Origin of the sequence: Streptomyces sp. NBC_01352 (genome assembly GCF_036237295.1) — a bacterium.
GTDB classification, from domain to species: domain Bacteria; phylum Actinomycetota; class Actinomycetes; order Streptomycetales; family Streptomycetaceae; genus Streptomyces; species Streptomyces plumbiresistens.
This window is the reverse complement of record NZ_CP108354.1, coordinates 4,259,509-4,274,264: the sequence shown is the minus strand read 5'-3', so window position 1 is coordinate 4,274,264 and position 14,756 is coordinate 4,259,509. Positions and strand designations below refer to the sequence as shown.

Genomic DNA, 14,756 nt, shown 5'->3' with positions numbered 1-14,756 from the left:
ATGGCGTGAAGTGGTCGGTAGAAAAGCCGTGCAGTGTACGCGCGTTGGCGTCCCGGAGTGCGGTCCTCGGTGAAGTGCACTCACGGGTGTGACCCCCGCGTGCATATATGCCGGACTCCGGAGAAAGTGAGGTTTCGGCAACGGGAGGCTGATCATGGGCGGATCAGCGCCAGGACGGGACGGTCAGCTGCCGGTCGAGACCACCAGCTTCGTCGACCGGCGCCGCGAACAGGCCGACGGCCGCGAGCTGTTGGCCCGGGCGCGGCTGGTCACGCTGACCGGACCCGGCGGCGTCGGCAAGACACGCCTCGCCGCGCGCATCGCGGCCCGCGTCGAGCGGGCCTTCCCCGACGGCGTGCGCTTCGTGCACCTGGCCGACCTGTACGACCCGGCGCTCGTCCCGCTCGCCGCCGCCGACGCCCTAGGCCTGCACGACCACTCCGACCGGCCACCGCTGGACACCCTCGTCGCACACGTACGGGACCGGCGCCTCCTCCTCGTCGTCGACAACTGCGAACACCTGCTGCCCGCCTGCGCCGAACTCGCCGCCGCCCTGCTGCGCGGCACCACCGGCGTCCGCGTCCTCGCCACCAGCCGGCACCGCCTCGGCCTCACCGAGGAACACCTCCTGGACGTACGGCCGCTGCCGGTCCCCGACCCCGACGGCGACCTCTCCGCCGCCCACGGCTACCCGGCCCTCGCCCTCTTCGCCGACCGCGCCGCCGCCGTCGCCCCCGGCTTCCGGCTCACCGCCGGCAACCGGGCCGCCGTGGCCCGCCTGTGCCACCGCCTCGACGGCCTCCCGCTCGCCATCGAACTCGCCGCCGTCCGCATGCGCGTCCTCGGCGTCGAACAGCTCCTGGAACGCCTCGACGACCGCTACCGCCTCCTGAACGCCGGCAGCCCCGCCGTCCTGCCCCGCCACCAGACACTGCGCGCGGCCGTCGACTGGAGCCACGACCTGTGCACCGCGCGCGAACAACTGGTCTGGGCCCGGCTGTCGGTCTGCGCCGGCGGCTTCGACCTGGAGACGGCCGAGGTGGTCTGCGCCGACGGCGAGCGGATCCGGTCCTACGACGTCCTGGAGGCCGTCGCCGGCCTGGTCGACAAGTCGGTACTGTGCCGCGAGCCCGGCCCGGACGGCGTGCGCTACCGCCTCCTGGACACCCTGCGCCACTACGGCCTGGACCGACTACGGCAGCTGCCGGGCGAGGAACCCGCCACCCGCCGCCGCCACCGCGACCGCATGGAGGCCCTCGCCACCACCTGCGAACGGTCCTGGTTCGGTCCCGGCCAACGGGAGATCGTGGCCCGGCTGAGGGCCGACCAGGACAACCTGCGGGCGGCGCTGGACTTCAGCCTCACGGCGCCGGGGGAGGCCCTGGCCGGACTCCGTCTCGCCGGCACCCTCTGGTTCTACTGGCACGCCTGCGGCGCCCCCCGCGAGGGCCGTTACTGGCTCGACCGCGCCCTCGACGCCAACCCCGGGCCCACCCGCGAGCGGGCCCGGGGCCTGTGGGTCGCCGGGCTGCTCGCCGGGTGCCCCGAGGACCTCACCCGGGGCCGCCGCAGAGCCGAGGAGGCCCGCGCCCTGGCCAGACGGCTGGGCGACACCGCCGAGGCCGCCCACGCCGACTACGTCATCGGCGTCATCCGGCTCTTCGCCGACGACCTCCCCGCCGCGCTGGCCCACTTCGAGGCGGGCGTCGCCCGCGGCCGCGTCCCCGGCCAGCACCTCAGCCTCGTCGGCCTCGACCAGGTCGAACTCGCCTGCGCCCTCGGCTTCCTGGGGCAGGCGGACCGGGCCGTCGACGTCTGCCGCCAGGCCCTGCGTCTCTGCGAGGAACACGGCGAGGAATGGGTGCGCTCCTACGTCCTGCGGATACTCGCCCTCGCCCACACCGTGAAACGGGACTGGCCGCGCGCCGAACGGCACGCCCGCGAGGCCCTCCGCCTCAAACTCGCCGTCCACGACGTCATCGGCATCGCCCTCACCCTCGACCTGGCCGCCCTCATCGCCACCCAGGGCGGCGCCCACGAACGCGCCGCCGTCCTGCTCGGCGGCGCCGACCGCGTCTGGACCGCCGTCGACCGCGACCGCTGGGGCTCGCCCGCCCTGAGCACCACCCGCCTCGACAGCGAACGCCGCGCCCTCGACGCGGTCGGCCGGTCCTCCTTCCAGCAGGCCTACGACCGAGGCGCCGCCCTCGGCCTCACCGAGATCGTCGGCTACGCCCTCCAGGAACCCGACCTCCCCGAACACCCCGCCGTCCGCACCCCGTCGAACGCCACCCCCGAAGTCCGCCTGACCCGCCGAGAGGCCCAGGTCGCCGAACTCGTCGCCGAGGGCCTCGCCAACCAACAGATCGCCGACCGCCTGGTGATCGCCCGCCGCACCGCCGAAGGCCATGTGGAACGCATCCTCGCCAAACTCGGCTTCAACAACCGCAGCCAGATCGCCGCCTGGGTAACAGCCCAACGCTGACGAGCCATGCCGCCGGTCCGCGCAGCGGCGAGCAGCCGTGGCGCGCAGCGGCGGACGGTCGCAGCGGCCGTAGCCGCCGCCCCAGCTGCGGGCAGTCGTGCCGCTGGGGCGGCACGGGTGGGCGCAGCGGCACCCCGCAGCGCCGGGCTGCGCACCCACCCAAGCCCAGCCCCCACCCCGCGCACCGTCACACCCACCCCACGAAAGGGACAACCCACGTGACGCACCAACCCGAACCCGCCCCCACCCCCCACCCCTTCGACCACCGCATGACCGTCTTCGGCGCCGACGACGACTTCCTCGCCACCGCCCTCCCCTTCCTCGCCGAGGGCCTCGCCGCAACCAACGAACCCCCACCCGTAGCCATCGCCGCCCCCGACAAGCTGGACCTCCTGCACCACGCCCTCGGCCCCGACGCCAAGAACGTCGCCCTCGTCCCGCACACCGACTGGTACTCGGGATCCGCCGCCAACGCGGTAGCGCAAGGCGCCGGTTACCTCGCCGCACACGCCGCCCCCACCGGCCGCATCCACCTCCTCATGGAACCCGTGTGGAACGGCCGAGCCGGCCGCTCCCCACGCGAGTCCGCCGAGTGGATCCGCTACGAGGCCCTCGCCAACCTCCTCTTCGCCCCGTTCGCCACCACCGCCCTGTGCGCCTACGACACCCGTACCGCCGGCCCCGCCATCATCGACGCGGCCCGCCGCACCCACCCCGACACCGGCGTGTACGAGGACCCGGCCCGCATCGCCGCCGAGCTGGACGCCGTACCCCTGCCGCCACCCCCGGCCGACGCGGAACCGCTCGCCCGGCCGGACGCCGAAGGGGTCCGCCGGCGGGCGCGGGCCCGTGGACTCGCCGTCGCGGACGCGGAGCTCTTCGCCGAGTCGGTCACCGCCGCGGCGGCCTCCGTCGGCCCGGTCACCAGCACGCTCCTGTGGGGCGAGGCCCCGTCCTGCGTCTGCGAACTGCGCACGGCCCGCCGCGTCGACGACCCCCTCGCCGGCTTCGTCCCGCCGCCCACCGACGAACTCGAACCCGCGCAGGGACTGTGGTTCGCCCGCCAGGTGTGCGCGTACGTCGACGTCCGCGACGAGGGCGCCGGGTCGACGGTCCGCCTCCAGTACGCGTAGCCGTACCCACGCAACCGCGTAGCCGTACCCACGGCATCAGCCGTACAGGTACGGAATCGGGTAGTCCTCCCCGTGTCCGACCAGCCCGGGGAGGCCACCCTGAAAGCATGCTGCAACTCTCCGGGGGACCCCTCCCGGACCCCGACCCCAGATACGGCGCCTACCCCCAGCCTCCCCTGGGAGCAGGCCATCTGAGCGTCGAGTACGACCCCCGCCCCTCCGCCGTCCGCGAGGCCCGCGCCGAGGTCCGCAGGCAGTTGGAACGATGGGGCCTGGCGGACCGCGAGGAGGTGCTGGACGCGGCGGAGCTCCTGGTCAGCGAGCTGGCCACCAACGCCCTGCTGCACTCCGCGAGCCGCTTCAGGCTCACCCTGACCGCCGCCCACGGCGTCCTGCGCTGCGAGGTCGCGGACTCCGGCCGCCGCACTCCCCAGGTGCTCGCCGCGGGCGCCTCGGAGAGCGGCCGGGGGATGTTCCTGGTGGACGCGCTCGCGCTGCGCTGGGGGTGCCACCAGGACGGGCCGGGCAAGACCGTCTGGTTCGAGCTCGGCACGTGCGGGTCCGACGGCTGCGGTCGGCGACAGCCGTAACATCCGCGAGTTCCGGACGCCCGGGACAACCGTGCCGGGCTGCCCACCCCGGAACCACAGCCCGGGCCCCGGCGGCACGCCCAGCCTCCGGGGGCCCGTCCCGGACCACCGGTTTCCTTCACCGCATGCCCTCTTGTGTCCTCGTCCGCTTTGCGCTTTCTTGATCGGCATGGCGGACACCACGGACAACACAGCGACAGGGACGGCAGCCACCTCAGCACCCCGCAAGTCCAGTTGGAAGTACATCGGCCCCGGAATCGTCGTCGCCGCCACGGGCGTCGGCGCCGGCGACCTCGTGGCCACCCTCATCGCGGGCAGCAACTTCGGCTACACCCTCCTGTGGGCCGCCGTCATCGGCTGTCTCGTCAAGATCTCCCTCGCCGAGGCGGCGGGCCGCTGGCACCTGTCCACCGGCCGCACCCTCTTCGAAGGCTGGGCGAGCCTCGGCCGCTGGACCACCTGGTTCTTCGTCGTCTACGTCGTGATCTGGGGCTTCGTCTACGGCGCGGCGGCGATGTCGTCCAGCGCGCTGCCGCTCCAGGCCCTGTTCCCGGACGTGATGGACCTCAAGTGGTGGGGCATCGCGTGCGGCCTGGTCGGCCTGGTCTTCGTCTGGTTCAACAAGTACGCGGTCTTCGAGAAGGTCATGACGGTCCTGGTGGGCGTCATGTTCGTGGTGACGGTCTACCTGGCGATCCGCGTCACCCCGAACCTCGGCGACGCCTTCGCCGGACTCCTCCCCGTCCTCCCCGACGAGAAGGACTCCATCCTCAACACCCTCGGTCTGATCGGCGGCGTCGGCGGCACCATCACGCTGGCCGCGTACGGCTACTGGGTCAACGCCAAGGGCTGGACCAACACGGGCTGGATGAAGGTGATGCGCCTCGACAACCGCGTCGCCTACGCCACCACCGGCATCTTCGTCGTCTCGATGCTCTTCGTGGGCGCGGAACTCCTGCACTCCGCCAACGTCGCCATCGCCAGCGGGGACAAGGGCCTGATCCAGCTCAGCGACATCCTGGAGGACGAGTACGGCACGGCGACCGCCAAGTTCTTCCTGATCGGCTTCTTCGCCACCTCCTTCACGTCGCTCATCGGCGTCTGGCACGGCGTGAGCCTGATGTTCGCGGACTTCGTGGCCCGCTACCGCTCGCGCGGGGAGGCGGGAGGCGTGGAGGTCGCGTCCGGCGAGCGCGAGAAGTCATGGCCCTTCCGCGCGTACCTGCTGTGGCTGACGTTCCCGCCGATCGTGCTGCTCTTCGAGGGCCAGCCGTTCCGCCTGATCATCCTGTACGGCGTACTCGGCGCCGCCTTCCTCCCCTTCCTGGCCGGCACGCTGATGTGGCTGCTGAACTCGGCCCGCACCCCGCGCGAGTGGCGCAACGGCGCCCTGAGCAACTCGATGCTGGCGATCGCGGGCCTGCTGTTCCTGGTCCTGTGCGTGAAGCAGGTCTGGGACCAGCCGTGGTCGGAGTTCTTCTAGCCGCTGGTTCCTTCAGCCCTTGACGAGTGCGTCCCACTTCGGGCTGAGGGCGATGGCCCTCAGCTGCTCGATCGTGAGGGCGGGCGTCTCGCGGGTCGCGTCGCTGTTCTGGTCGGCGGCGTTGAACGCACTGATCACGACCCGCATCCCGTTCGCCCTCATGGTGTCGGCGGTCCACATGACGACGCCTGAACCGGCCTTGTTGTCGCCGGGCCCCTGCCGGATGGTCACCCGAGTGCCGTCGGGCAGCGTCTCGGAACCGGAGCCGTAGAGGTCGCCCGCCACGTCCCGCATGTCGGGCTGGACGTTGACCTGGACGAAGCTCTTGCCCTTGCCGTCATCGACGACGAGATAGGCGTACTCGGTGTCCTGACCGCCTTTGGCGACCACCTCCACTCCCTTCGGAAGCAGATCGGCGAGGGTCTGCCCGACGGCGGCTCCGTCGGCACCCGCCGGAACGGTCTCCGTCACCGAGGGGTCCGGCTTCGTGGAGTCCGCGGGCATCGCGTCGACGACCTGCCGCCACACACCGGCCGACACCAGGGCCTCCAACTGCGTCGTCGACAGCGGCGGGTTGGGCCTGCTGACCGGCGCGTCCTTCTCGGCCGCCGCGTTCCACTCGCTCACGGTGACGTAGTGCCCGTTGGGCGTCACGAGATCGGCGGTCCACAGCTTGGTGTCGACCCGCCGGTCGGGATACTCGTACCCCTTGAAGATCTTGAGCAGCGACCCGTCCGCCAGCCTGCTGGAGCTGCAACTGTCGTACGGCGTCAGCACCTTGTCCGGACACTCGGCGATCTGCCGGGCCTGGTCGCTCCCGGGCTCGATCCGGTCGAGGCTCATGGAGATGCTCGCGGCGCCCTTGCCGTCGTCGAACACGACACGTGCGTACGGCGGCAGCTCCTCGCCCGTGCCACGCGCGTCGGATTCGCCGAACTGGCCCTCGGGGAGCAGCTCCTGGAACGTACGGATCATGTCGGCCCGGGAAAGGGGCAGAGGCGTGGTGGTCGGTGTCGGGGCGGCGGTCGTCCCGGTGGCAACGGAGCGCTGCTGCGGCTCCTGGGAGTCGTCACCGGGCAGGAGCAGTGCCCCGCCCACCCCGACGAGCGCGAGACTCGCGGCCCCGCTAGCGACCGCGGCCCGGCGCCGCCGCAGCCGGAGCCTGCGGCCGCGGGCATGTCCGGCGGCGGCGAGCGCGGCGCCGTCGTCGGGGTCGAAGGTGTGTCCGGCCTGACGCAGCGCGGTGCCGAGCCGGTCCTCGAAGGGGTCGCTGTGCTGTTCTACGGGCATGGCAAACCACCGTTTCGGCGTGGTTGGAGGCTGGAGGTTGGAGAAGGTCGTTGGTGAACTGTGGGTCAGGGACTGACGTACTCGGTGAGGTCCTCGCCGAGGAGCTCGCGCAGTCTCCCCAGGGCACGGGTGCAACGGGTCCGTACGGCGGCCGAGCTGGCGTCCATCGCGTCGGCGGTCTCCTCGATGGACCGGTCCTCCCAGTACCGCAGGACGACCACCGCCCGGTCCTTGGCGGGCAGCCGCGCCAGCGCCTCCATCAGCGTCAGCCGCAGCGAGACGTCGCCGTGGGCGCCGTCGGCCCGCTCGGGCAGCACGTCCGTGGCCCGCTCGGTGCTGCTGCGGCGCCGCTGGTGGGTGAGGAAGGTCCGGGTGAGGACGGTCTGCGCGTACCCGGCGGGGTTGCCGACGCGGGCCACCCGGTGCCAGCTGATGTAGAGCCGGCCCAGGGTCTCCTGCACCAGGTCCTCGGCGAGATGCGTGTCCCCCGCGGTGAGCAGACACGCGGACCGGTACAGATGCGCCGCGCGCGCCGCGGCGAACTCCGCGTACTGATCCGCCAGGACCTTCCTCATGTGCTCCCCCTGCGCTGCGCCCCGACTGTGCCCTCACCCCTATTGACGCGGTGGGCCCCCGGAAATGTTTCACGACGACTTCTGCCGGGGGACGGGCGGGTAGGTTGCGTCCGAACCATCGGTGCGGCGCGAGGAGCGGACAGACCATGAACGACGGGGCGACGAACGGACCGCAACCGCCGTACGGCCACCAGGCCCCTCCGCCGCCACCCGCACCCCCGGGTTTCGGCCCACCGCCCCCGCAGTACGCGTACGCGCCACCGCCGCCGCAACCCGTCGCGACGGGCCCGGAGTTCCTCGCGGTCGACCGCCACAGCTCGATCGTGGTCGAGGCCTCGGGCGTCGTCTTCGAGATCAACGGCCACGAGGCCGAGTTCCCCTGGCCGGAGGTCCGCAGCGTCCACTACAAGGCGAGCCCTTCGGGCAGGTCGCTCATGATGGCGGTCGTCCACGTCGACGGCGGCGTTTACGAGTGCGCTGTGGACGCGAGGCCGAGAGAGCTGCTGGGGGAGTGGTTCGGGCAGTTGCCGATGGTGCTCGGCTATTACCGGCCCATGGGGTAGGCAGAGGCAGGGAATCGCGTACGACAGCCACCCCCGCCACATGCGACCGAGGCACGGACGGACTACCGGAAGGGGATGTTGAGCCAAGGGCTACCGGGCTCGGACATCAGAATCCGGTGGGCGTCGAGCGCGTCGGTGTACCACTCCCCGAACTCCTCGTCGTCGAAGTGCAGGCACCGCCCGAGGATGTAACCGGCGGAGAAGTCCTGCCAGGAACGATGGGAGCGGGCCGCGCCACGCCCGGCCTCGACGACCGCCGACTCGGCTTCCTTCAGGCCGCAGTAGCGGGCACCGAGGCCCCACCGGGCCATGCCCGAGGCCCGCCCCAGATCCCAGGCGTCGACGGAGGTGACGTACCGGTTCTCGTCGAGGATGCCGTCGGCCCGGAAGCGGGCCTCGTAGCGGGTGATCCTGCCGATGAGGTGCTGCACGCCCTTGATACGTGTTTCGGTCTCCGCCGCAGGGCGGGGATCGGACTTGGTGACACCGTCCGGAGTGATCACGGTCTCGCCGGCATCACGATGGCGAAGAACCTTGGCGGCGGCATCCCGCCAATAGGCGGTGTCCACGAAGCCGCCGAACTCACGGGCGATGGTGCGACGCAGACTGAGCACGAACTCCCAGACCGGATTGGCGCCGTCGAGCGCCAGCAGACCGCGCTGCTGGTTGCTCCATTCCACGGGGTCGGTGACGCCCCACCATTCCCGAAGCGTCTTGCGCTCTCCGGGATAGCCGCGGCCGTGATAACCCATGGCGTTCCAGGGGTAGCCGTCCCGCACGAAGAGCAGAGCACCGCAGGCGAGCCCATGGGCGACCGGGCCGTTCAAGGGCCCGCCGACCTGGAGGGTGCGCAGCTTCGGCCCGTACGAGAAGCCGCTCACCCGGTCGGAATGCGCGGCCCAACTCGCCGAGTACGGCGGCGCGGACGGCAGGAACGCCTCGCACGGACTGCCGGGATTGACCACGATCATCGGCGGATCCGACGGCTCCCACACCTTGGCGAACCAGCTGAGTCTGTTCCAGTCGAACACGCGGTGCGGCTCCGGAGCGGGAAGCATCCCATCGGTGTACACCGGCCAGATCCGGCCTCCGGTGACGCGCGGATCATGACCGAACACGGCGTACGTGCCGCTGGGCGTGGCATCCGCCTTGTCCCGCCGTATCTCGAAGTACACCCGGTTCCGCGCGAGCACGTCGAAGTACGCCGCCCAGTCCTCACGCGACTTGGCCTCGAACAGGGCTCGCTCGACTTCGGTCGGCGCGGTCCAGGCGGGCGACACCGGGGACCCGAAGCCGGCGGGCGGAGGGCCGAAAGACATGGAAGCATCCTCAGGAATCACTGCTCACCGCCCAACGGGATGCAGGCACAGCGACGTCGCACCATCCGCGCTGTACTCCAGGTTGGCGAGATAGTCCCCGGCGGCGCACTCCTCGACCCCGGGATCCTTCACCTCGAACTCCGCGTCGGACGAACCACAGGGCTCCGGTTTCAGATCCTGCGCACTCCAGGAACCGTCGTTGCGTGCGCACGAGCCCACCGTGAGCGTCTCCGGCGGATCGTCCCCGAAGACCGCCCCGATGACGATCAGCACCGGAAGGGCCATCACGACCAGACCCAGCGCGGCCAGCGGCACGGCGGCGATCAGACCGGCAGGTCGCCGCATCACCGGCTTGCCCGGGTCGAGCGGTGGCCGCCAGCTCCCGGTGGCGGGCTGGGGGAGACCGCGCAGGGTTGACCGCGCACTGAGGTTCAACAGCAGGACGAACGGCGTGATGATCGCCGACAGCGGTCCCCACCAGCCCTGCACCAGGGTGTCCGCCTGCATCTGCCGGAAGACCGCCGTCCCGCAGGTCCGGCAGAAGACCCCCTCCCGCCGCAGGAACCGCATGATCACGACCATGCCCTGATGCCCACGGACGGTCACCGCGGCAGCGGGCGCGGCTCCGCACACCTCACACACGGGCCCGGGCCCGGGCATGACTCCCACGGGTGCCGTTCCGGCGTACGGGGAGGGCTGCGACGGCATCGCAGGCGCGTACGCCGGGTGCGGCACAGGAGGCTGCTGAGGGGGCGGGTACGGCGGGGTGCTCACGAAGCCTCCGTCGGTGATCAATCGGCCGGTGAAGCACCTTACCGACCCGCTCAACTGCGCCGCCCAGCAGCCGAGTCGCCGCCTCCGTGCCCCGCCGTCTCAAGACCTTCCCTCATACGGGCCGCCCCGGAAGTACAAAGCCCCATACGCCCGAGGCCGGTCACCACGCTCATGTGCCGCATCCGCCCGATCAGCCGGCGCCGACCGAGTCGCCAGTACTCGCAGCGTCTCCAGACCCCTCAGAACCCCGGATCGGTTCTCGGACCGCTTCATCCATGCCGGCAGCCGCGCGAACATCGCCCTCGTGGGCCGCGTACCGCCGCGCTCGCGCAACGAGGCGTCCACATACGCCGCGAGTTCGTCGACGTGCTCCTCGTTGTACGCCCACAGGACACGGCCGACGCAACGGGTCTGCAGCCACAGCGGCCGTCCGAAGAACGGCTCCTCGGTGCCGCCCAGCGTCGCGGCGACCAGTCCGGCACCCCGCACGTCCGGTTCCCAGTCGGCGACCGCACCGCACCCTCCGCACGCCAGTCGGCGTGGCTGGAACATCAACTCGGTGACGTACCTGGGTGGGGGCAGACCAGGGCGGGGGACGACAAGGGCGCAGCCGCCGCAGCGCGGGCAGACCACGAGGATGCGGTCGGCGAATTGAGCCAGCATGCGTCCCGGGTCATGGTGGCGGGTCGGATCGTTGCTCGGCTCGGAGTCCATGGTGGACACCCTCGCAGGCGAGCAGAGATCTCGAACGCGATCCACGGCACACCGGGGGGTGCGGCACCGCCCACACAGCGGTGCCGCACCCCCCGTCACCGTCTACGGCAGCGCGTGCACGTGCGGCCCCACCGCGTTGGACCACGCGTTCCCCGCAGTCGCATCCCAGTTGGTCGACCACGTCATGGCCCCACGCAGCTCCGGGTAGGTCCGGGCCGGCTTGAAGGTTCCGCAGCCCGTTCCCTTCGCCAGGCAGTCCAGCGCGTTGTTCACCACGGACGGAGACACATACCCGCTCCCCGCCCCGCTCGGCGAGGCCGGCACCCCCAGCCCCACCTGTGACGGAGCCAGCCCGCCCTCCAGCTGGATGCACGCGAGGGCCGTCAGGAAGTCCACCGATCCCTGGCTGTACACCTTGCCGTCGCAGCCCAGCATCGAGCCGCTGTTGTAGTACTGCATGTTGACGACCGTGAGGATGTCCTTCACGTTCAGGGCGGTCTGGAAGTACGCGTTGGACGTGGACTGCATGTCGATGGTCTGCGGTGCCATCGTCAGGATCATCGACGGGCCCGCCTTCGCGGACAACGCCCGCAGCGCCTGCGTCATGTAGGTCGCGTTGAGCCCGTTCTCCAGGTCGATGTCGACGCCGTCGAAGCCGTACGTCTGCATCAGCGCGTACACGGAGTTCGCGAAGTTCGTCGCCGAGGCCGAGTCGTTGATCGACACCGTCCCCCGCTCGCCGCCCACCGAGACGATGACCTTCTTCCCGGCGGCCTGCTTCGCCTTCACGTCCGCCTTGAACTGGTCGACGGTGTAGCCGCCCAGTCCGGCGGAGTCGAGGTTGAAGGTCACGGCGCCGGGAGTGGTCGTCGCGTCGGCGAAGGCCACCGCGATGATGTCGTACTGGGACTGGACGGCGGACAGCTTCTGGACCGTCGCTCCGTTGTTGAAGTTCTGCCAGTAGCCCGTCACCGCGTGCTTCGGCAGCGAGACGTCACCACCTCCCGGGGACGCCGTGGTCGTCCCCGTCACCGCCGCCGACTTCGCCGACTCGCCCGCCGCGTTCGTCGCCGTGACCTGGAAGGAGTACGACGTCGACGCCGCGAGGCCCGTCACCGTCGCCGAGGTTCCCGTCACCGCCGTCACCTTCGTGCCGTTGCGGTAGACGTTGTAGCCGGTCGCGCCGGACACCGTGCCCCACGCCAACGACACCGACGACGCCGAGGTCCCTGCCACCGACAGACCGCTCGGTGCCCCCGGGATCGTCGGCGCGGGGTCGCCGCCCCCGCCGCCGTCCGGCCCGAACACCGACACGTCGTCCGCGAAGTACGCCGGCTGCCCGTACCAGCCGTGCGTGTACACCGTCACCGAGGTCGTGGACGCGCCCGTCTTGAAGGACGTCGTCAGCTGCTTCCAGGACGTGGAGTCCGGCGTCCACGTCGACACGTCCGTCGTGCCCGTGCCCGTCGCGCCCAGATAGGCGTACCCGCCCTGCACCCACGCGCTCAGCGTGTACGTCGAGTTCGGTTTCACCGCCACCGTCTGGGTGCACCGCGCGTTGTCCTGCCCGGCCGGCGTCGCCTTCAGCGCGGTCGCGCCGCCGTGCACCGGCGAGGAGACCGTCGTACCGCTGCCCGCGGAACAGGTCCAGTTGGTCAGGCCCGACTCGAAGCCGGCGTTCTTCGCGTTGTTGACGTCCGCGGCGGACGCCGGGCCCGCGCCGGCCACGGCCAGTGCGAGGGAGAGGGCTCCGGAAAGGAGCAGAAGCCGGGTGCGTCTGGGTATGCCTGGTACGGGGTCCACTGGGGCCTCCGGTGGGGGAGAGGTGCGGAGAGGAGAGGACGACGGTGGCCACCGTTGGCGTACAAGTTGGTCCAGACCAATTCACCTGTCAAGGGGGCGGGAGGGGAAGGGGTGTCATCGCGGGGTCAACTCCCCCGTGCGGCAAAAGATCACGTGGCACATGCGCCCCATCTGGACTGAAATAGCCCCCTTTTGCGCTCCCAACAGGACCAGGAAGTCACAGAAACGCTGTTCTCCGGTCACAGGGGCGTGGATACAGTGCTCAGGTAGTCACGCAGTGAAGTCGACTGGGTGCGCCGGGGTAGGGCCGGGCGGGCCGACGGGCATGGGATTCGGGGAGCTGCGCGTGCCAACTGCCATTGCTGTGACCAGTGCCGACATGGCGCTGCCACCGCAGGATCAACGGACCATGCCCGCCGTGGTCCTGCCGGACCTGGACAGCGAGCCGCTGGAGCGGTCGCTGGCCGTCCTGCAGTCGCTGATCGACCAGCACGGACATGTGATCGTCGTCTGCTCGCAGGCGGTGTCACAGCAGACCGAACGGCGGCTGTACACCGTACGGTCCCTGCTGGAGAGCGACCGTATCGCCCTGTTCCGTCCCGAACTGCCGCCCCTCGGACTCGCCGTCCTGGCACGTCAGTTGCGGCAGCTCGCCTCCTGCGACCTCAGTCCGGGCGTGCTCGCCTCGGCCGGCCGGCTGCTCACCCACTACATCCACACGGGCGCGCTCCTCGGCTCCGTCACCAAGCTCGACCGCGTGCCCGTGGGCCTGAAGTCGCACGCCAAGTCCTGGGTGCCGGGCAGCCAGTTCGCGGTGCTCGCCCATCCGCAGCCGCAGCTGGAGCGCATCGGACCCGGGGCCACCCTGGCGGGCCCGGAGTTCGCCACGTCGATGCTGGTGGCCAGAGGCCAGCTCCAGTCCGACTGGGTCAACGACTCGCTGGCCAAGGCGTGGAACGTACAAGGGCTGCGCGAGTGCCCGCTGCCGGCCGAGTCCGCGCGGTGGTGGGGGACCGGGAAGCTGATCGAGTTCTGCAGTTTCCTGCCCGACCTGTCGGTGCTTTACCAACTGGTCACCTCGGTACGGCAGAACATCTGTCACTGGTGCGGAATCGACCTCATCGGCGACCGCTGCGTCTTCTGCTCCGCGACAGCACCGGCACAGCCCGGACCAGCCGCGTCACCAGCGTCATCCGCGTCAGCCGCAGCACCCCGGTACCAGAAACAACTGCCCGCCGGGTGACCCCTCGAAGGCCGCCCGCCACCCACCGACTCCGCTCGACCGAACCCCCAATGAGGTTGCACGGTTCATGAACTCCCGTCAGCGCCGCGGCGTGATACTCCTGCTTCTGTCGGTCCTGTGCGCCCTCGGCGCCTTCGCCGGCGTGCTGTCCGTCATCAACGACGTGAAGTCCAAGGTCGGCCCCGAGGTCACGGCGTACCGGCTGAAGTCCGACGTGCAGCCCTACACCAGCCTGACCGCGGGCCAGTTCGAGAAGACCGAGATGCCCGAGCGCTGGCTCTCCGAGACGGCCGTCACCGATCTCTCGCAGATCCGCGGCAAGATCGCCGTCACCACGCTGAAGGCGGGCTCCCTGCTGCAGAGCGACATGATCGTCGACCAGCCCGCCCTGCAGCCCGGGCAGCAGGAGGTCGCCATCATGATCGACGCGGCGACCGGGGTGGCGGGAAAGATCACGCCGGGATCGACGGTCAACGTGTACGCCACCTTCGAGGGACAGCGCGAGCAGGACCCCGCCCAGTCGAAGATCATCGTGACCAACGCCAGGGTCATCGACGTCGGCGAGCTGACCGCCCTCAAGCCCGACGACAGCGACAACACCCGGCAGGAGACCGACGCCGTCCCGATCACCTTCGCGCTCACCACCGTCGACGCCCAGCGCATCACGTACGCGGAGTCGTTCGCCGAGGAGGTCCGGCTCGCGCTCGTCGCGCCGGGCACCGACACCACCGTTCCGGAGCAGGACCGCACCTACGAACTCGCCAAGGACAAGTGAGAGGCCGCC

The 14,756-nt window shown here is 70.9% G+C and carries 13 protein-coding genes; 7 read left to right on the top strand and 6 right to left on the bottom strand.

Annotation, left to right across the window (positions count from 1 at the left end; genetic code table 11):
* Positions 1-154 precede the first annotated feature (154 nt).
* From OG252_RS19750 to OG252_RS19735, 4 genes are all read left to right on the top strand, one after another.
* Positions 155-2,485, top strand: coding sequence for an ATP-binding protein (locus tag OG252_RS19750; RefSeq protein ID WP_329337588.1), 2,331 nt, complete (start codon positions 155-157; stop codon positions 2,483-2,485).
* Positions 2,486-2,703: 218 nt separating this feature from the next.
* Positions 2,704-3,618, top strand: coding sequence for an MEDS domain-containing protein (locus tag OG252_RS19745; protein WP_329337586.1), 915 nt, complete (start codon positions 2,704-2,706; stop codon positions 3,616-3,618).
* A 107-nt stretch (positions 3,619-3,725) separates the two neighbouring features.
* A complete protein-coding gene (locus tag OG252_RS19740) occupies positions 3,726-4,208 on the top strand; it encodes an ATP-binding protein (RefSeq protein WP_266434346.1) in 483 nt (160 codons plus the stop codon).
* A gap of 169 nt (positions 4,209-4,377) precedes the next feature.
* Positions 4,378-5,691, top strand: a complete 1,314-nt coding sequence (locus OG252_RS19735) for an Nramp family divalent metal transporter (protein ID WP_266434344.1) — start codon at positions 4,378-4,380, stop codon at positions 5,689-5,691.
* A gap of 12 nt (positions 5,692-5,703) precedes the next feature.
* Here the strand turns inward: OG252_RS19735 and OG252_RS19730 are convergent, their stop codons facing one another.
* Complete coding sequence (locus tag OG252_RS19730) at positions 5,704-6,981, bottom strand: hypothetical protein (RefSeq protein WP_266434342.1); 1,278 nt, start codon at positions 6,979-6,981, stop codon at positions 5,704-5,706.
* A gap of 65 nt (positions 6,982-7,046) precedes the next feature.
* Complete coding sequence (locus OG252_RS19725; RefSeq protein WP_266434340.1) at positions 7,047-7,556, bottom strand: SigE family RNA polymerase sigma factor; 510 nt, start codon at positions 7,554-7,556, stop codon at positions 7,047-7,049.
* 146 nt (positions 7,557-7,702) lie between these two features.
* Here OG252_RS19725 and OG252_RS19720 point away from each other — a divergent pair, with 146 nt between their 5' ends.
* Positions 7,703-8,119, top strand: a complete 417-nt coding sequence (locus tag OG252_RS19720; protein WP_329337583.1) for a hypothetical protein — start codon at positions 7,703-7,705, stop codon at positions 8,117-8,119.
* 62 nt (positions 8,120-8,181) lie between these two features.
* Here OG252_RS19720 and OG252_RS19715 read toward each other — a convergent pair whose 3' ends face one another.
* The 4 genes from OG252_RS19715 to OG252_RS19700 form a co-directional block, all read right to left on the bottom strand.
* A complete protein-coding gene (locus OG252_RS19715; RefSeq protein ID WP_329337581.1) occupies positions 8,182-9,438 on the bottom strand; it encodes a DUF1266 domain-containing protein in 1,257 nt (418 codons plus the stop codon).
* A gap of 24 nt (positions 9,439-9,462) precedes the next feature.
* Positions 9,463-10,212, bottom strand: coding sequence for an LppU/SCO3897 family protein (locus OG252_RS19710; RefSeq protein WP_329337579.1), 750 nt, complete (start codon positions 10,210-10,212; stop codon positions 9,463-9,465).
* 99 nt (positions 10,213-10,311) lie between these two features.
* Positions 10,312-10,926: a hypothetical protein gene (locus OG252_RS19705; RefSeq protein ID WP_329337577.1), complete on the bottom strand. Its 615-nt coding sequence runs from the start codon at positions 10,924-10,926 to the stop codon at positions 10,312-10,314.
* 102 nt (positions 10,927-11,028) lie between these two features.
* On the bottom strand, positions 11,029-12,729 hold the full coding sequence (locus OG252_RS19700; protein ID WP_329337575.1) for a chitinase: 1,701 nt from the start codon (positions 12,727-12,729) through the stop codon (positions 11,029-11,031).
* Positions 12,730-13,054: 325 nt separating this feature from the next.
* On the opposite strand from OG252_RS19700, the gene OG252_RS19695 reads away from it, so the two are divergent.
* Positions 13,055-13,972, top strand: coding sequence for a hypothetical protein (locus OG252_RS19695; RefSeq protein WP_329337574.1), 918 nt, complete (start codon positions 13,055-13,057; stop codon positions 13,970-13,972).
* A gap of 67 nt (positions 13,973-14,039) precedes the next feature.
* Positions 14,040-14,747, top strand: coding sequence for a Flp pilus assembly protein CpaB (gene cpaB, locus OG252_RS19690; protein ID WP_266434324.1), 708 nt, complete (start codon positions 14,040-14,042; stop codon positions 14,745-14,747).
* Positions 14,748-14,756: the final 9 nt, after the last annotated feature.